The sequence below is a fragment of the Gynuella sunshinyii YC6258 genome, assembly GCF_000940805.1.
GTDB lineage: Bacteria > Pseudomonadota > Gammaproteobacteria > Pseudomonadales > Natronospirillaceae > Gynuella > Gynuella sunshinyii.
Map to the genome: position 1 here is coordinate 946,985 of NZ_CP007142.1, position 18,586 is coordinate 965,570.

Genomic DNA, 18,586 nt, shown 5'->3' on the forward strand with positions numbered 1-18,586 from the left:
ATGTTTTGGATAACACGTAGTACTTCGATTATCGCATTGACATTTCTTTGTATTACCCTGGCGATGCACTCCTCTTCAACTTCCGCGCAGTTCCATCTGACGCTGAATCCTTACTATTTGTACGATCACAACCGTGATCTGAATGACAATAATAGTACACATGAAGCCGGTGTGATTTTAAAGCCCGAAGTGGATTTAAATTTTAACGCCAACTGGCGTGGCTATTTTTACGGCTACGGCATATATGCTACCAGTCAGGAAACCATTGACGACAATAGTGGTGGTAATGAAGCTTATGTCGGGTTGAGGGAATTGTGGTTGGACTGGAGTGGGTTGACCGATTATCCGGGTGAATCCATTCGCGTTGGTCGTGAGCGTCTGAAAGATGATGACGGCGTCTGGACTGACAGTGATATCTCCCTGTTGCGCTGGCGCTGGGATACCACTTTATGGCACGGCACGGCGGGTGTCGCCCAAAAAATTGATGACTTTGAAGATGACGATTCTCCACTACCCAAAGATGAGCGGGACCTGTTACGTTTTTTTGCCAGTCAGCGTCTGCAATATAGTTATCATAATTACATTGAGATGCGGGCGATGTATGTTCGCGGCGATGACCAGTCATTGTATCAGCCCCGGTTGAGCTGGTTGGGTCTGGGGCTGGATAACGACTATTTTTCAGCAACCAGTGATCAAGCTCTCAATTATCGTCTGGCCTTGCTCGCGGTGACCGGCAGCGATGTGCCACAACGGAAACGCCGGGACGTTAATGGCTGGGCCGCCGATGTAGGGTTGCGCTGGCGGCCATCATCAATACCAATGCTGGCAGTTGGTGCTCAGTATGCCTTTGCCTCTGCAGATGGTGACCGCGGTTTCCGCTCCACCGGGTTGGAAAGCAATCGGGCCCGTTTTACCGGAACCCAGGCAAGTTTCTATCGTTTTAATGAAGCCTTACGGGCAGAACTGTATAACCTTCAGGCGGCAGCGGTATACGCCAGTTTGAGTACCCACGAACATTGGGATATCAGTCTGGTGGCGCAGCAGTTCTGGCTGAATGACAGAGACGCAGGATTTCGTGCAGCCGGGCTCAGTATTGAACCTGAAGGCGATGGTCGTCAGATTGGACAGGGGTTGGATCTGGTGGGGTCCTGGTACTGGGATGCAGGCAATCGTTGGCCGTTCGAGTCGTATTTGCGGACTCGTGCTTCGGTGTTTTTTCCTGGTGACGCTTTTGCCGATGATCAGGACAGCTTGCGAAGCCGTTTCAGCCTGGATTGGGTGAATAAATGGTAAGGGACATCCGCTTTTCCGTTATCGTGCTGATGTTTATGCAGGTGTTGATCAGCAGTACAGCTCCGGCTGCTCCACAGATCCAATATCGTGTGGAAGCGGAAGACGGTGCGGCGTTGGCGCTATCGGAACCGCAATTGCCAGACATTTCCGGGTATAACGAAAATGCCGTCAATGAGCGTGTGAAGCATGCCCGAGAAGCTGCATCCCGAGGGGCAGTGGTGCAGGTCCGGCGGATATTCGGAGAGGTGACTATGGATGACTTCACCATCGGCGAGCGGGCGCGGGAATGGGCAGCGCGGCAATATTCAAACCCACAGGCCATTTTTCTGAAATCCGGTTTCTTTACCATGGCGCAGTTATGGCAACAACTTGACCGTCGTGAGTATCTCGAACGGTTGGCAGACGGTACTTATATAGCCCGTTTGCCTGTGGTGGTCGAAGCGGGTGCAACCTTGTTGATGGATGCTGGCGAAAGTCTCTATCTGTCGCAGCAGCGAGGTTCATTTCTGGTGGTTTCCGGAACTTTGATTACCCGCTCGGCAAAAGTGGTCGGCTGGAATGAGCAATTGAAGGCCCCTGCTCGCTATCAGAGAGCCTCTCAGTTCCGGCCTTTTCTGGTGTCATGGGGCGGCAGCGAACTATATCTGCTGAACTCGGAATTTATCAGTCTTGGCTACGAACAGAGTAAATCTTATGGGATCACTGTCAGCCAGTATCGTCATGAAATTAACCGGACTTTAAAGCAACCAAGCCCGAAAGCCTGGATTATCGGCTCCACCTTTGAAGATATCTATTATGGTTTTTATTGTTATGAAACCGTTGGTGCGGTCGTTCTGAATAATCGTTATGTTGATAATATTGTGTACGGCATCGACCCTCACGATCGTTCCAGCGAGCTGATCATCGGTCACAACGAAGTCTATGGCACCCATAAAAAACACGGCATTATTGTATCCCGCGAGGTCAACGACAGCTGGATCTTCAATAATGTCAGCCATCATAATCAATTGTCAGGTTTTGTTCTTGACCGTTCCAGTGTTGGCAATGTAGTCGCCAATAACGTTGCTCATCATAATCTCAGTGATGGCATTACCCTGTATGAAAGTTCCGATAATCTGCTTTGGGCAAACCGCGTGTATGCGAACGATAAGCATGGTATCCGGATGCGCAATAGCAAGAATATTCGCTTGTATCACAACAATGTCGCTGGAAATAAAGGATTTGGTGTATACGGTGATGTTCAGGACTTATCCGATACTGACCGCGATAACCATATGGATCCTTATGAAGCCAGAGTATCCATGATTTTGTATGGTGGGTCGCTGGTGGCCAACGAACGTGGACCTTTTTCCATGGAACAGCCTGAGTTCATGAAAATATTCAATGTCGATATCCGTTTTGGCAGCGAACCGCTGAACCCGAATAATGATGGCATCTTTGCCCGTTTTCATTCGGAAATCCTCGATATTCTGTTACGTCAGAAACAAGCTGTTTCGGTGACTCCGATCCCGCAGGAGAACAGTTAGTATGGTGTTTTCCTCAAGCATATTTTTATTCCTGTTTTTGCCGCTGTTTCTGCTTGTCTATTACTTGACGCCAGGGCGTTGGAAATCTCTTACTATCCTGTTAGGCAGCTATGCATTTTATGCCTGGTGGCGGGTGGATTTTTTATTGCTGTTTGTTGCTGTTACCGGATGGAATTATCAGATGGGTATCCGGATTGCCCGTGCACTGAGTCAACAGCAGAATCATCTTGCACGGCGCTGGCTGGTGCTGGGCATCAGTGGTGATCTCGCGACACTGGGTTATTTCAAATATGCCAATTTTGGGGTCGATAGTCTGAATGCGCTGTTGACCAGCACCGGCATTGAACCATTTGCTGTAACTCAGATCGTGCTGCCCATCGGTATTTCCTTTTATGTTTTCCAGGCAATCAGCTACGTGATCGATGTGTATCGGCGCGATGTTGAAGCCACGCAGGGGTTCATCGATTTCGCAGCGTTCATTGCCTTGTTTCCACAGCTGATTGCCGGACCGGTGTTGCGTTATAAGGATCTGGCCGATCAATTTCGGTATCGACAACACAATTTCGCACTCTTCTCAGAAGGCATCAGCCGGTTTATGCGTGGCTTCATTAAAAAAGTGTTTATCGCCGATGCTATTGCGCCCCTGGCTGATCAGTTATTCCTCTTGGATCAACCCAGTGGTGCCGATGCCTGGTTGGGGGCAATGGCCTATACCGCACAACTCTATTTTGACTTTTCCGGGTACAGTGATATGGCCATTGGCCTGGGTCTGATGATGGGATTCCGGTTTGTTGAAAACTTCAATCAGCCTTACATCAGCCAGAGCATTACCGAGTTCTGGCGGCGCTGGCATATCAGTCTCTCCACCTGGTTAAGAGACTATCTATATGTTCCTTTGGGTGGTAACCGTCACGGCACCTTCAGGACTTACCGGAATCTGTTTTTAACCATGCTGCTGGGTGGTCTCTGGCATGGAGCGAACTGGACTTTTGTCATTTGGGGAGGCTGGCACGGTATGTGGCTGGCCATCGAACGAGCCACCGGTCTGGGCCGGTCCACTAAACGGTTTAACCTGTTTCGGTGGTGTTTCACACTTGTCCTGGTGATTTTGGGATGGGTGATGTTTCGGGCAGCATCTGCCGGTGATGCCTGGCGAATTTATACTGCGATGTTCAGTATGGATTGGCACTTCAGCGAGTGGTACCGGCAACAGGTCAGTCAATTACAGATCACCATGCTGATACTGGCCTGGGCTCTGATTCTGGTGAATGGGTTCCGGGCGGATGGCAGGTTGGCGGCATTAAGTGGTAGTGGTTGGACCCGTTACGTAACGACCGGCCTGCTGGTTCCGATCTTTGCGTTAGCCATTCTGAAGCTGGTGGCCGACAGTTATTCTCCATTTCTATATTTCCAGTTTTAGGTGATTAACATGTTGACGATTATACAGCGTCTGGGAGTTATCGGGTTTTTACTGGTGATGTCAGGACTGGGTATCTGGAGTCTATCGCAAATGACCGTTAATGGCTCGAACGGTGCAAACCGGTTTGTGGATGGTCAATGGCGTCAGCAGTTCGAACAGCAGTATACGGAAACCTTTCCGGTGCGTCCGTTTGCCACCAGTCTGTGGGCGGCGATCCAATACACACTGTTTGCTGAAGGTCGTCAGGGCGTGGTGGTCGGGTCATCTGACTGGTTGTTCAGCCAGGAAGAATTTGGCGGTTATGCCGATTTCGACCACCGACTGCAACAACAGTATCAGCGCATTCTGGCGGTACGTGATTATCTTCGAGTCAAAGATATTGATCTCGCCATATTGATCGTTCCGGCCAAAGCCAGAGTGTATTCAGAATACCTTGGCAAACACAAACCGTCAGACCAACAGCAGGCACTTTATCAGCAGGTGCATGAGTTTCTCGCGGCGCAGTCAATCGTTGCTCCTGAGTTGCTGCCAGTCTTTATTCAACAGAAAGTCTCGCAGCAGCTCTTTTTTAAGACAGATACTCATTGGACTCCGACGGGTGCGGATCTGGCCGCTACCGTTATGGCGACAACGGCAGCAAAATATTTTCCCGATATCCATTCCGGATCGCAGCAGTTTCAGACTGAATCCGGTGAGCTGTTGGAGCACCGTGGTGATCTGCTCAATTTCATTCCCCTGAGTCCTTATTTTACTGCCCTTGGCCCCGGGCCTGAGTTGTTACGTCAGCAACAAACTATGGCACAGAACAGCGGTAGTGACTTGTTCTCAGATCAACGTGTCGACGTTGCGTTGGTCGGCACCAGTTACAGCGCCAATAAATTATGGAATTTTGCTGGTTATTTAAAACAGCATTTGGGTATGGATCTGGTGAATTATGCCGAACAGGGTCATGGCCCCATGTTACCCATGATCGACTATTTGGAATCTGATGATTTTGTTGAAGCGCCCCCAAAACTGGTGATCTGGGAGTTTCCGGAGCGCTATCTGTCGATGCCGGATGATCTGTCGGGTTATCGACTGCCTTTTTCAATGGTGACAGGAGGATAAATTTATGAAGGTTTTGACATCGATCAAACGAGCATTTTCTGGTTGGCTGCTGCTGATGCTGGTCAGTACGCCGGTTCTGGCCGATGAAGCGGCATTATACGCCGGCGATGCTCCTGCTGGTTCTGCCTTTGTCCGGTTGTTCAATGCATTGGCTGCAACGGTGGAAGATGTTGATCTGGGTGGCAAAGATGCGGGAGACGCCGAGCCGATGGGTAGTACGGAATATGTATATTTGCCACCTGGCAATCATGCCCTGAACAGTTCTGCCGGTCATCTGAATGCGACGCTCGAAGCGGATCAGTATTACACCGTGGTAGTGGTTCCCGGTCAGCCATTGACACTGATCAAAGACCAACCGTTGGGCAGTCAGCGTAAAGCACTGCTGAGTTTCTATAATCTGCTGGATCAAAACGAACTGAGTCTGAAAACCACCGATGGTTCGACCACAGTGTTTTCTGCAACTGCTTTTTTGCAATCCGCCAATGTTGAGGTCAATGCCATCAAAGTCTCGCTGACCGCTTATCTGAATGACGCCCGTCTGCTGGATGCCGAGCCGGTGAGTTTGCAGCGTGGCCGGGCTTTCAGTCTGTTTGCCGTGGGAACTGCGGATCAGCCGAGATTGGTGTGGGTGGAAAATAAAGTCAATGCGGATCTTTAGAGCGCCCTGGAATCATACCGGCAAGGGAACATGAAACGATGAACGTGGTTTTGAGATATGTGCTGAGTGGATGGGTTCTCACATCCCTGGCAACGTTTGGATGGAGTCTCGAATATCGTGTGGAGCCCTGTTGCCGGCCATGTCCGCAACTGGATGACCCAGCCAGCTATGATACGTCTTTTTTGCAGATGTTTCAGACGCTGGTCAGCGGACAGGATGACTGGCTGTTTCGCAGCGAGGTTGAACTGGCCACCCAGTTTGGCCCCGATGGTCAGGGCTACGCCGATTTCGGGCGATTGGTACGGGCCTTTGCCGCTCACGATGTCCAGTTGGCATTGATCTACCAGCCTACCCGGGGGCTGATGCATGCAGATAAGCTCAACCCCGCCGACAAGCGACGGTTTGCCTATAATGTGGCAGCGGGTAACTATGCTCAGGCGCTGGCTCAGTTTCGTGCCGGTGGTGCGATTGTGCCGGATTTTACCGAGTTGTTCAGTCAGACCAGCGATCCGGATAAAGAATTCTTCTTTCGCCGTGATCACCACTGGACGCCATACGGTGCTGAAGCGGCTGCAAAGGTGGTTGCTGATGCTGTGAAATCCACGGCGCTGTACCGGCAGTTACCGCGACAGGAATTTTCCACCCGTCGCAGTGGCCTGATTGGTAAACGCGGCACGCTGCAAATGGCGTTCAGTCGCTTGTGTGGTGTTGAATTTGCCGATCAGTATGTGGACGAATACACCACTGAACCAGCTTCCATCAGCAGCGATGCCGGTGGTTTGTTTGGTGATGACACCCTGCCAGTGGTTACGTTGGTTGGTACCAGTAACAGTAGAAGTGCCGTACAACTGAATTTTGATGGTTTCCTGAAACAGTATCTGCAAACCGATATTCTTAATGTGGCAAAAGCGGGTGCCGGGTTGGATGGCGCAATGCTGGAGTATCTGCCCAGTGATGAATTTCAGCAGTCACCGCCCAAACTGTTGCTATGGGAAGTACCTTCATATTACAGCCTGCAGGATGAAATGTTTTATCGCGAGGCAATTCCGCTGATCGACAATGGCTGTGTTGGCAAGCCGACAGAATTCTCTGCACAGAAGACCCTACAGCCGGGAAGCAATGAAATACTGTTTAATGGTGGCGGTCAGTTCAGAGAATTGAACAGTGCCGGGCTGGTTGCAGATATTCAGTTCAGTGATCCCAGTATCCGTGAACTGGAGGCAAGTGTCTGGTACATCAATGGTCGTAAAGAACGAGTACATCTTGAACGTCCGGCCAAAATTTCCACTCAGGGGCGTTTTGTGTTTGAACTGAAATCTGATCCTGAATGGCGGCATTTCAAGTTTTTGTCACTGGAAGTTGAAATGGCACCGGACTATCACGGTTCAACCACGGTGTCCGCTCAATTATGTCAGCAAAACTCTGTGACCCAAGGGGGCCTGTCATGACATTTCGGCAATATTTTTTATATGGCCTGTTGTTGTTTTCACCGGTGTATTATGCGCATGCGGAGAGCTCCATGTTGCAGGTGCCAGCAGAATATTATCGACGGATTTCCATCGCAGTGGCGGATCCAAATAGTGTCTGTTCGGACAATATTGACCCCTATGTATCGACACTGGCGCTGACCAGTAAATACGAAGGCAGTGATGATTCGCGATCTGATATAAATGACGATGCGCAGGCAGAGTATCTGGAGTCGGTGGCAACCATACGGGCTATGGAAAAAATGGCAGCGGAGGCATCAGACAAATTTATCAAAACCGGAGACCTGACCGTAGCGCAGTGTTTTTTGAATAATCTGTCTGCCTGGGCTAAGGCGGGTGCTTTGCTGAGTGACGATGTCAATGAAGTAGGGCAGGCGGTACGCAAATGGTTTCTGGCGGCGACCGGTATTGCTTATCTGAAAATTCAGTCGATTCGTAGTGACAACGGTGGCATGACTCAAAATGAGCAGGTTGATCGTTGGTTTGGACATCTTGCCAGGGCGGTCATGAGTTTCTATTCCGACCGGCCCATCGAAAAAGTCAACAATCATGATTATTGGGCTGCCTGGGCTGTGATGGTCACTGCTGTGAATTTACAGGACCACGACATGTATCGCTGGGCAATGGCAAAATTTGATCAGGCACTTGGTCAGATAGATGGCGATGGTTATCTGGAAAACGAGTTGGCCAGGGAAAATAAAGCGCTGGAATATCACAATTTTGCCTTACAGCCGCTGGCCATGCTGGCGGTCTTCACCACAGCTAATGGTGACAACTTGTTTGATAGCCATGATCGTGCGTTATCGAGACTGACGACACGGGTGGTGGAAGGGTTACAGAACCCGGACATTTTCGCCCAACGCACCGGATACACTCAGGATACCGAAGGTCTGTACACCGCTTATTCGCTTGCCTGGATAGTGCCTTTTCATAAATATTTTTCCATGCAGTGGCCATCGGATTTGGGCCTGGAAAGTTTTTCCAAACTTACCAACTCCCGTCTCGGTGGTGATCTGAGCTGGCAATTTAATGTCAATCTGCCGACCAGACCCAGTGATGAATCGGCAGAAGCTCACTAACACTGTGGTGATGTACGAATACACCGAGGTGTCGGACCACGCTATGGATCGAAGGTTCGTGCGGGCTTGTGAAGGCCCGCAGGGTTACATATACCCTCCGGGTATTAAAAGAGGATATTCAAATGCATCAGGATGATCTGTTTGAGTGCCAGGTTAATTGTCAGGAGAAAAGCACATGATTCCAGTGATACTTTCAGGTGGCAGCGGGTCTCGGTTGTGGCCGCTTTCGCGTAAGCTTTACCCCAAACAGTTTCTGTCGTTGACCGGTTCCCAAACCATGTTTCAGCAAACTCTGGAACGGTTGCCGGTTGAATCAGAACCTGCCATTGTCATATGTAATGAGGAACATCGTTTTATTGTCGCCGAGCAGTTACAACAGATCGGCTATCAGGCCGGTGCCATTATGCTTGAGCCCGTAGGTAAAAATACCGCACCAGCCGTGGCAATTGCAGCAATGGAAATCTTGCAACGCGGGCAGGATGAGTTAATGCTGGTTTTGCCCGCAGATCATCATATTGCCGATATCGACAAATTCTGGAGCGCCTTGACCAGAGCCGAGCATGCTGCCAGGGACGGCAACCTTGTGTTATTTGGCATCGAACCGGACGGGCCGGAAACCGGCTATGGTTATGTTCATAAGGGCGCAACCTTGTCTGAATCGGTTTTCAAAGTGGCATCGTTTGCCGAAAAACCCGATGTTGCGACGGCACAGAATTATCTGGATAGCGGCGAGTATCTTTGGAACAGTGGCATGTTCGTGATGAGCGCAACTATTTATCTGGAACAGTTACAACGCTATGAGCCGGACATGTATGAAACTTGTCGAAAAGTGTTTGAAAGCAGTGTAAGCGATCTGGATTTTAAACGGTTGCCGGAAGCAGAGTTTTGCCGTTGCCCGGAAAACTCCATTGACTATGCCGTGATGGAACGGACTGACAAAGCCGTAGTTGTGCCGTTACAGGCTGGCTGGAGTGATGTCGGTGCCTGGTCTTCTCTCTGGGATGTGCATGAAAAGGACGCCCAGGACAACGTGCTGTTGGGCGATGTCGTTACCCATGAAGCCCGTGGCTGCCTGGTGCGGGGGCACGATAAACTGGTCGCCCTGGTAGGGGTCGAGGATGTTATGGTGATCGATACCCAGGATGCTGTCATGGTAGTGCATCGTGACAACGTGCAGGCGGTCAAAACGCTGGTCAATACGTTGACGACACAGCAGCGCAGTGAAACCCTGATGCATCGGGAAGTGTTCAGACCCTGGGGCAGTTATGATTCGGTGGATATGGGAGAGCGTTTCCAGGTCAAACGGATCAAAGTCAAACCCGGTGCCAGCCTGTCATTGCAAAAACATCATCATCGGGCCGAACACTGGATTGTGGTACAGGGAACCGCTCAGGTGACTTGTGGTCAGGAAACCTTCCTGTTAGCAGAAAACGAATCCACCTATATACCGGTTGGTGAAGTACATCGCCTCGTCAACCCTGGCAAAATTATGCTCGAACTGATCGAGGTTCAGTCTGGCAGTTATCTGGGCGAAGACGATATTGTTCGTTTGCAGGATAACTATGGACGCCTTGCTTCGATCGAAGATGCCGAACCACAGGTTGCCAACGCCTGATGGTCAGGGCAGGCTCATGAGTCTGCCCTGTTTTTCAGATTTTTGGCAATCTTATTATTTTGCCGGATGATTCTGGCGGCGATCGATTACCGTCCCAACCAGGTCAACCGGCCTCAACCATATTGCGATAGGAACGGGTTTCCAGATCGGCATCCGTCAGACCGAAACGGGCGGCCAGTTCCTTCAGTTCCACTTTGTAACGCTCCAGTAGTACTTGTTCATCCGTCATGATGGCGAACTCGGCAAAATCCCCCAGACCTTCCAGATGATCCAGGGTGATATGGTATTCCCCGAGAAAGTATATGCTGCGGGTTTTGGTCATCGTTTGTATGACCTCATAACCCATGGTCTTGAGCATGCTGGCGGCCTTGCTGGTATCGGTAATGTTGACGGCTTCGCAGCGGTCCGGTTCCGGTCCTTTAACAATCCACAAGCAGATATCTGAGGGTCGCATTTGCCGAATACATAAACTTTTGTGATGACGGGTGAGTTCTCTGTCCGGCGTGTCAAAATAGAGATCCTGCTCGATGTTGTTTTCCAGCATGGTCTCGTATGGCATGGATGTGAGCGTTTGCCAAAATAACGTTTTTGATGGCAGGCGGTATTTAAATTCGACCTCGTATTGGCCAATGAAATGCTGGTTGTTCAAGTAACTATTCCTCTGACATGATTATGAAGAATATAACCACACTTGCGATCAGATATCTTTTTGATAAGTATGGAAAAAAACTTATTCTGACATTAATCGTAAAATGTGCGTCATAACGGTCTGATTATTGAAAATGACCTGTGCAGAATGCAGTCGTTCCCATCCGGCAGTGATAAATCCACCAAACTCATTCCTCGTTTTCGCTGCCTCGGCAACAATATGAATAATGTTTTCGGTGCTGATAAATCCTGAATTCGAACAGTCATTTCTGCTGTCGTAATGTGATTTCAAGAGTATCATTTATGCCATAGTCATCACAGTGCAGGCAATGCATAAGTTCACAAGCTGATTCAGGTGTGCCAAAGGGCTGAACATCGTTATCGGGTCAACGATTATGTCATCGCGTGTTCGTAAGTTTCAATGATGAAGGTCAGGTACCTGATTGTCAGGCGAGATGGGTCACCGATCTGATGGAGAGTCTATATGCAAACAATTGAAAACATGCGAGCCGGTTATCGTGCCATGATCCCGGCCGCTGGAACGCCTGATGAGGTCGCGGAGGCTCGCAGTATCCGGTTTTCGGCTACTGATCCGCAGCGGATGTTGGAAGCGCGGCTGTATATCCCCAAAGATATGGAGGGCCAGTCCGGACTGCCCGTTGTGCTGTTCTTTCATGGCGGCGGCTTTGTATCCGGCGATTTTGATACCCATGATGTACTGGTGCGGGCCATTGCCAACCGGGCCGGGGTTCTGGTATTGGTGGTGAACTATCGGCTGGCTCCGGAATATCCTTTTCCGGCGGCGCTGGAGGATGCATATGCAACGGCTATGTGGGTTGAGGCGCATGCTGAGGAAATTGGTGCGGATCGTCATCGGATTGCAGTGGCCGGGGACAGCGCCGGTGCCAATCTGGCAACAGAGCTGACGATGTTGGTGCGTGATACTCATGGCCCCAAAGTCATCGCCCAGTGGCTGATGTATGGGTCACTGAGCAATCGTATGGATACCGCCTCCTGGCAGCAATACGGCGAAACAGGTTTTCCCTCCCGGGCACAGAATCAGGCATTTATTGATGCCTATGTGCCTGAAGGGATCAGCCTGGATAATCCACGTGTGGCACCGCTATGGGGGAGTCACAACGACCTGCCTCCAGCACTGATGCAGGTTGGTGAGCTGGATCCGCTGAGAGATGAAAATATGGCTTATGCCGAAGCTTTGGAGGTCGCCGGAGTCGAAGTCAGACTAAGGCTCTACAAAGGACATCAGCATGGCTTCATACAATTTTTCAAAGACCATGTTAACAATCCGGACGGAGAGCATGCGTTGAATGAGGGTGTGGTGTTTTTGCGGAAAATGTTCGATCTGACGGGCGATTGATGAACCCGGCCTATCCCTGATTAGAAACGCCAGAAGGTGCGGGAGAAAACGATCAGGATCGGGAATATTTCCAGTCGGCCAAAGATCATCGCGACACACATCAGCCACTTGCCAGGTTCTTTCAAAGGACCGAATCCTGCCGCGGTATCACCGTATCCGACCCCCATGTTATTGATGCATGCGGCCACGGTTCCAAATGCCGTCGCAAAATCGTGGCCGATGATCATCAGCCCCCACACAAATGCACAGCTGAAGAAGATATACAGAAAAAACAATGCCCAGACTGAACGAATCACCCGGTCCGATACCGAGTGTCGGCCCACTTTGGTACGGAAAACCGCATCAGGGTGAATGAGCTGTTTGATTTCCTGACTGCTCAGACGATACAGCAGCAAAAACCGCATGGCCTTGATGCCTCCAGCGGTTGAGCCGACACAACCACCAAAAAAGCTCGCTCCCAGTAACAAGATGACAATGTGTGCCGGCCAGTCCGGATAGTGGGCGGCGCCCAGGCCGTTGTCTGTCATGATGGATGCGGTCTGAAAAAAGCCGTGTACGAATGCCTGTGGCAGTGCAAATGTCTGGGTACGCGCAAGCTCCAGACACACCAGGGTGATCACCAGACTGATGATCAGCATGAAAAAACGTGCCTCGGAATTATGAAATATCGGCCGCAGACTGCGCCGGTGCAGGGCCAGAAAGTATAGCGAGAAGTTCAGTGCAGCGAGTATAGAGTAAGTGCCGCCGACCAGCTCAATGGCGGGGTTTTGATAATACCCGAGGCTGTCTGCGTGGGTTGAAAAACCTCCCAGGGAAACCGTTGACAGGCTGTGACACACCGCATCGAACCAGTTCATGCCCGCCAGCCGGTAAGCAACCATGCCACAGGCGGCCAGGCCTGCATAAATCATCCATAAATCACGGGCGGTGTCGGTTAGTCGGGGAGTGAACTTCTCTTCCTTCATCGGCCCCGGCATTTCAGATTGATACAGTTTGGCACCGCCGATATCCAGAAACGGCATCACCGCGATGGCCAGCACAATGATCCCCAGACCTCCCAGAAAATTAAGCTGGGCGCGATAAAACAGAATGGATTTGGGCAGGTGGTCGATATCATCCAGCACAGAAGCGCCGGTGGTGGTAATACCGGAGACACCCTCAAAGATGGCATCAGTCAGTGACAGCCCCAAACGACTGTCAAGATACAATGGCATGGTACTGATGGCAGAAAAAATCACCCAGAACAGAACTGCGACCAGGAACCCGTCACGGGTTTTCAGGTTCATCTCATCCCGGCCGGTCAACTGCCAGCCCAGCAGGCCGGCGATGAATGCAAATGCAAAGGTAATCAGAAAACCGTGCAGATGGTGTTCACCGAACAATAGCCCGACAAAAACAGGAAGGGGCATGGACAGACTGTAGAGCAACACCAGAAAGCTGCAGATTCGCAGAATCGTGATCAGACGAGAGCTGTTTTGCATTCGGGAGGTCACAGCTGAAAAATGAGAGTCGGGATACTAATTGTCAGAGCTGTGCAGTATCCAGTCTGTACCGTAATTCAGCTATTAAATAAAACGTAAAATATACGCACATTGGAGAGCATTGGCCTGCCTGGATATTTGTAATAATGATCTGCCGGATTTGGTCGATACAGTGCCGTTATACAGAAAATAAAGATGTTTTTACGATGCGGGTCTTCTATAGTCGGCCGCCATTGCGGGTGGAGGTACTGTCGATAACCTCTGCATTTATCGATAGGAGCTGTCCTGATGAGTAAGTTGATTCCCACCAATGTGATTACCGGCTTTTTGGGCGCTGGCAAAACCACCGTTATTCTTGAGCTGCTGAAAAACCGGCCGACAGGTGAACGTTGGGCAGTTTTGATCAATGAGTTTGGTGAAATCGGCATTGATGCCGGTATCGTGCAGAGTCTTGCGACAGACCCCGGGCAATTGCATATTCGCGAGGTTCCCGGTGGCTGCATGTGTTGTACTGCTGGCCTGCCTATGCAGGTGGCTCTGAACCAGCTGATCCGTCAGGCCCGACCTGACCGCCTGTTGATCGAACCTACCGGGTTGGGCCATCCACGGGAAATTCTGGCGACCTTACATGGCCGGCATTACATCGATGTGCTGGATATCCGCGCCACGCTGACCCTCGTGGATGCCCGGCGAATTGCAGACAGCCGCTATGCTTCCCATGAAATTTTCCGACAACAACTGGAAGTGGCTGATGTGGTGGTGGCGAGTAAAGCTGACCTGTATGCAGACGGTGACCTGGTGAACCTCAAAACCTATCTTCAGCAATTGCGGCAGGTATCGGTAGAACCGGTCCCTGTGAGCCTTGGCGTATTACCACAACATTGGTTGGAACGGCCTCATGCGTTTCATTCCCATGATCATCACCATCATCATGATGATGTGTTTGCCATATCTGCAGAGCTGCCGGACAACGGTGTACTTCTCCGTCGCAACCATGGCAGTGGTTATCACAGTATTGGCTGGGTGTTTGATCGGCGTTATCAGTTTGATCAGGAAGCACTGGCTTCTTTGTTTATGGCGTTGGATGTTGAACGTCTCAAAGCCGTGGTACGAACTGATCGGGGCGGTTGTACCTACAACCTGAGTGACGGCGTGCTGAGTATGAACCCGGTCTTAAATGAACTGGAAGATAGCCGTATCGAATGTCTGGCAGAAGAAGACAGCGGTTTTACCTCTCTGCAGCAACAGCTGGAGAGTTGCCTGACTGACGGGGCTGAGTGACAAACCGGTTGCTGGATCTGTCGGCAGCGTTTTTTCGTCTACACTGAAAGATGGTTGACGAGTGCACGATATGACAATGTTTCTTCTGACTGGATGGGGATCTGTATTTGGCAGGTTCGACTGTTGAAAGCGCCGTTTTGTCTGATATCTCCTTAGGTTGGCGATAGGCCGGGTATTGTCTTTGGAATAAAAAAATGAAATTAAGAGTTCGGTTTCTGATCAACCTGAGTACGGTCGCAGTATTGTTAGTTTTGGTGTTCGGTTTTCTGGTCAAGGACATGATCGATGATCGTATCAGCAAGGAACTTGACGAGAGTCTTCATAACTATTTCTCGCAAAGCCATGCCATCGTTCAGAACACCATGAACACCATGGCCAATCACCTCAACCTGATTGCTTCTGACAATTTGATTGTGGATTTTTTTGCGGTTCCAGACGAGCACCATAATCCTATCTTTCAGAGTGATTTATCGCGGGAACTGCAGCGCTATATCGCCTATAACCCAAGTTATCTGTCGGTGGCGGTGTTAATGCTGGATGGCCAGGAAATAGTGTTGCGTAATCGTAATGACTATCTGGCAAAGGGTATGGATTCTTATGCACAGACATTGGTAGACAAATTTGACCAGGAGCCACTCACCCAGTTTCATCTGTTTGTTTCCAAGCAACATAACATGAATGTTTTGTCTGCTTACTATCCTGTTTTTACTGGTACCCCAAAGGATTTAATACTTGCAGGTATGGTCAGAATTACCGTTGAAATGGAGTCAATTTTCAACGAATTGCGTTCCCCTCGTTATGAAGCGTTTTTTATTACCGGGCATCAAACCATTTTCGATCCGCTTTCCAGCAATGCCGAATTATTACAGGCGGTGACCTCACTTGATCAGATGGTGGAACACCCATTTAAGATAGCGACTGGGCTTATGAGCAGCGGCATCGAACTGGTGGTGATGACATCACGGGCCGAATGGATGGCAGAAGGGTGGGAAGTATCGATTCGCTCCACATCACTGGTTGTGCTGGCCACCGCAGCGTTGATGTTGTTGTTTTTTGTGCTGCTGAGTCGACAGATCCTCGCCCCGATCGAAAACTTCAGCAGAGTGTTATTGAAAGCTGATCCGATTGCTGACGTGCCGGATTTTTTGCCGAAGCGGGACGATGAAATTGGGCTGCTGCAAACCCGTTTTCAGGAACTGATGCGACGGCTGAATCGCTCATCAAGAGTGCTGGAGCAACAAGCCTATACCGACAGCCTGACCGGATTGCCCAATCGGGCAGCGCTATACAAATTACTGGAATATCATCTGAGCCGGCCGCATGAGGCATCTTTTGCGGTGATGTTTCTTGATCTTGATGGCTTTAAAAAGATCAATGATTTCTATGGTCACAAATTTGGTGACATGTTTCTGCGTCGGGTGACGGAGCGCTTGCGCGGATTGATTGCTCCGGATCAGCAGTTCAATATCCGTGATCTGTCGCTGACGGAAAACTATCTGTTCCGGCTCGGCGGCGATGAGTTCACGGTGGTGCTCAGCGATCCCCAACAGGTTGCCATCGTGGCAGACGCAATTATCAAAAGCTTTCAGAATGGTTTCAATGTTAATGATCAGTTGGTGTATGCCGGTACCAGTGTTGGTATTGCCATCTGTCCTGAGCACGCCATTGAAACCTCCCGGCTGCTGCAACAGGCTGATTTGGCGATGTATTCCGCCAAACGTCAGGGCAAGATGCGATATCAGTTGTTTAATGGCGAATTGGAAGAGATTGAGTCGCGGCGCTTATATGTCGAGTACCGGGTGCGGCAGGCGATTGATCAGGGATTATTTCATGCACAATTTCAGGCCAAGGTGGATACCGATACCCGCGAAATCATCGGTTTCGAAGCGTTGGCGAGGTTGTCCGACGAAGAGGGGATGGCCATTCCGCCCAATGATTTCATCAGCATTGCTCAGGAGCAGGGAGTGTTGGATCTGGTGACTTTTTCAGTGTTGGAACAATCCTGTCAGTTGTTACAGCAACTAGGGCAGCCGCATATGGTTGCTGCCATTAATATCTGTCCCCAGCAACTTAATGACATTCGGTTTCTTTCAGCGATGCGCTATATTTTGTGGCGTTATCAGGTGCTGCCGTATCAGATCGAACTGGAACTGACGGAAGATCAGATCATTGAAAACAGCGGTGAAATTGCCCGCAATCTGAACTTGGTTCGGGAGTTCGGTTTTAGAACCGCACTGGATGATTTTGGCGTGGGTTATTCCTCTATGGGGCATCTGAAGCGGTTCCGGTTTGATACCCTCAAACTCGACCGGATTTTTGTCAGTGAAGAGGACTTTAACAGCGATACTGCCCGTGCCATTATCAATGCGATTCGAATGATCGCCAGCATATTGGATATGGAAATTGTCGCTGAAGGTGTTGAAAACCGGATGCAATTGGACTTCCTGCGACGAGCGGGTATTCCCAGTGCTCAGGGTTATTATATTTCCCCGCCTCTCGACCAGCAGCCATTTGTCGAGTTCTTTCAGGCCGGACGTGATTAATTTCCCGCCAATCGCTGAAACAAGATCGTCATCATCAAGCAATATATATACGACTGGGAAAGCAATTGTGAATAAGCCCCGTTTCAGACCCGCCGTCAAAATATTCCCATAGGCTTGAATGCAGCATTCACGCTGCATTCGGTCCGAAACAAGATGTACTCATTTCCAGTACCTCACTCGCGAGCGCGGTTGTGGTGTTGTTTGTGTCCGTTTTGGTGTTGTGTTACAGCGGATAGGTGCATATTCCGGGTTATTCAGGTATAACGCTTCGTCAGAGTGCAACGAGAGGAGTTTTGTTATGCGGTTACTACATACTATGATTCGAGTGGGCAATCTGCAGCGTTCGATCGATTTTTATACCAATGTACTGGGTATGAAATTGCTGCGTCAGTCCGATAATGAGGCGTACAAGTATTCTCTGGCGTTTCTGGGATATGGTGAGGAGTCTGAAGCGACGGTTATCGAACTGACCTATAACTGGGGTGTTGAAAGCTACGACATGGGGAACGCTTTTGGCCATCTGGCCATTGAAGTGGACGATGTCTACAGTGCCTGCGATCAGATCAAGGCTGCCGGTGGTCAGGTCACCCGCGAACCGGGCCCGGTCAAAGGTGGCACAACCGAGATTGCATTCGTGCGTGACCCCGACGGATATGCTATCGAATTGATTGCTGCCAAAGGTGCCGGCCAAGGTCTGGAAGGTTAAATGCCGGCATGCCGGACCTCGCTGCTTCGGGCAGCAATGGTCTGGCTTATATGTGGATCAGCGGCTGAAAGGCGTCGGCTTTTCGAGTTCGTAAATAGCGTCAGTGATACTTTCCAGTCGTTGTTCCAGAATGGCCTGTGCATCATAGAGACCCCGATTATAAAAAAACGTGCCGATTTCCTCGGCAAAAAAATCCAGCAAAAACTCTGCTTCAAACTGGCCGATATCCTGTTCCAGTTCATCCCGAAAATACAGTTTGATTTTGTTGACGATGATGGCTTTTTCTTCATTGGAAAATTCGATCATTGACATGTCAGCGGCTCCTGTCCTCAATAAGGTCTACTGTATCATTGCTGATGAAGTC

Annotated in this window: 15 protein-coding genes; 12 read left to right on the forward strand and 3 right to left on the reverse strand. The window is 50.0% G+C overall.

What is annotated here, in order from left to right; all coding sequences use genetic code 11:
* The 8 genes from YC6258_RS04200 to YC6258_RS04235 all read left to right on the forward strand — a co-directional run bounded on the left by YC6258_RS04200 (position 1) and on the right by YC6258_RS04235 (position 10,185).
* The gene (locus YC6258_RS04200; RefSeq protein WP_044615934.1) at positions 1–1,293 is read left to right on the forward strand and encodes an alginate export family protein; all 1,293 of its coding nucleotides are present in this window, start codon (positions 1–3) and stop codon (positions 1,291–1,293) included.
* Positions 1,287–2,819 carry a NosD domain-containing protein gene (locus tag YC6258_RS04205; protein WP_044615935.1) on the forward strand — a complete coding sequence of 511 codons (1,533 nt, stop codon included), beginning with the start codon at positions 1,287–1,289 and terminating at the stop codon, positions 2,817–2,819. Before YC6258_RS04200 ends, YC6258_RS04205 begins: the two co-directional genes overlap by 7 nt.
* A 1-nt stretch (position 2,820) precedes the next feature.
* Positions 2,821–4,239, forward strand: a complete 1,419-nt coding sequence (locus tag YC6258_RS04210; RefSeq protein WP_044615936.1) for an MBOAT family O-acyltransferase — start codon at positions 2,821–2,823, stop codon at positions 4,237–4,239.
* A gap of 9 nt (positions 4,240–4,248) precedes the next feature.
* Positions 4,249–5,346, forward strand: coding sequence for an alginate O-acetyltransferase (locus YC6258_RS04215; protein ID WP_044615937.1), 1,098 nt, complete (start codon positions 4,249–4,251; stop codon positions 5,344–5,346).
* Between the two features lie 4 nt (positions 5,347–5,350).
* Positions 5,351–6,004, forward strand: a complete 654-nt coding sequence (locus YC6258_RS04220; protein WP_044615938.1) for an alginate O-acetyltransferase AlgF — start codon at positions 5,351–5,353, stop codon at positions 6,002–6,004.
* A 38-nt stretch (positions 6,005–6,042) separates the two neighbouring features.
* Positions 6,043–7,452, forward strand: a complete 1,410-nt coding sequence (locus YC6258_RS04225) for an alginate O-acetyltransferase AlgX-related protein (RefSeq protein ID WP_052830046.1) — start codon at positions 6,043–6,045, stop codon at positions 7,450–7,452.
* Positions 7,449–8,570 carry an alginate lyase family protein gene (locus YC6258_RS04230; RefSeq protein ID WP_044615939.1) on the forward strand — a complete coding sequence of 374 codons (1,122 nt, stop codon included), beginning with the start codon at positions 7,449–7,451 and terminating at the stop codon, positions 8,568–8,570. Before YC6258_RS04225 ends, YC6258_RS04230 begins: the two co-directional genes overlap by 4 nt.
* 175 nt (positions 8,571–8,745) lie before the next feature.
* Positions 8,746–10,185 (forward strand): mannose-1-phosphate guanylyltransferase/mannose-6-phosphate isomerase, encoded by a 1,440-nt coding sequence (locus tag YC6258_RS04235; protein ID WP_044615940.1) that lies wholly within the window; start codon positions 8,746–8,748, stop codon positions 10,183–10,185.
* 103 nt (positions 10,186–10,288) lie between these two features.
* On the opposite strand, the gene cyaB is transcribed toward YC6258_RS04235, so the two are convergent.
* A complete protein-coding gene (gene cyaB, locus YC6258_RS04240) occupies positions 10,289–10,834 on the reverse strand; it encodes a class IV adenylate cyclase (RefSeq protein ID WP_044615941.1) in 546 nt (181 codons plus the stop codon).
* A 483-nt stretch (positions 10,835–11,317) separates the two neighbouring features.
* Here cyaB and YC6258_RS04250 point away from each other — a divergent pair, with 483 nt between their 5' ends.
* The gene (locus YC6258_RS04250) at positions 11,318–12,211 is read left to right on the forward strand and encodes an alpha/beta hydrolase (protein ID WP_211264622.1); all 894 of its coding nucleotides are present in this window, start codon (positions 11,318–11,320) and stop codon (positions 12,209–12,211) included.
* A gap of 20 nt (positions 12,212–12,231) precedes the next feature.
* Here the strand turns inward: YC6258_RS04250 and YC6258_RS04255 are convergent, their stop codons facing one another.
* The gene (locus tag YC6258_RS04255) at positions 12,232–13,692 is read right to left on the reverse strand and encodes a TrkH family potassium uptake protein (RefSeq protein ID WP_044615943.1); all 1,461 of its coding nucleotides are present in this window, start codon (positions 13,690–13,692) and stop codon (positions 12,232–12,234) included.
* Between the two features lie 288 nt (positions 13,693–13,980).
* Here YC6258_RS04255 and YC6258_RS04260 point away from each other — a divergent pair, with 288 nt between their 5' ends.
* The 3 genes from YC6258_RS04260 to gloA all read left to right on the forward strand — a co-directional run bounded on the left by YC6258_RS04260 (position 13,981) and on the right by gloA (position 18,222).
* A complete protein-coding gene (locus YC6258_RS04260) occupies positions 13,981–14,973 on the forward strand; it encodes a CobW family GTP-binding protein (protein WP_044615944.1) in 993 nt (330 codons plus the stop codon).
* A 194-nt stretch (positions 14,974–15,167) separates the two neighbouring features.
* Positions 15,168–17,516 carry a putative bifunctional diguanylate cyclase/phosphodiesterase gene (locus YC6258_RS04265; protein ID WP_044615945.1) on the forward strand — a complete coding sequence of 783 codons (2,349 nt, stop codon included), beginning with the start codon at positions 15,168–15,170 and terminating at the stop codon, positions 17,514–17,516.
* Positions 17,517–17,814: 298 nt separating this feature from the next.
* Positions 17,815–18,222 (forward strand): lactoylglutathione lyase, encoded by a 408-nt coding sequence (gene gloA, locus YC6258_RS04270; protein WP_044615946.1) that lies wholly within the window; start codon positions 17,815–17,817, stop codon positions 18,220–18,222.
* Between the two features lie 57 nt (positions 18,223–18,279).
* On the opposite strand, the gene YC6258_RS04275 is transcribed toward gloA, so the two are convergent.
* Positions 18,280–18,534, reverse strand: a complete 255-nt coding sequence (locus tag YC6258_RS04275) for a DUF2164 domain-containing protein (RefSeq protein ID WP_044615947.1) — start codon at positions 18,532–18,534, stop codon at positions 18,280–18,282.
* Positions 18,535–18,586: the final 52 nt, after the last annotated feature.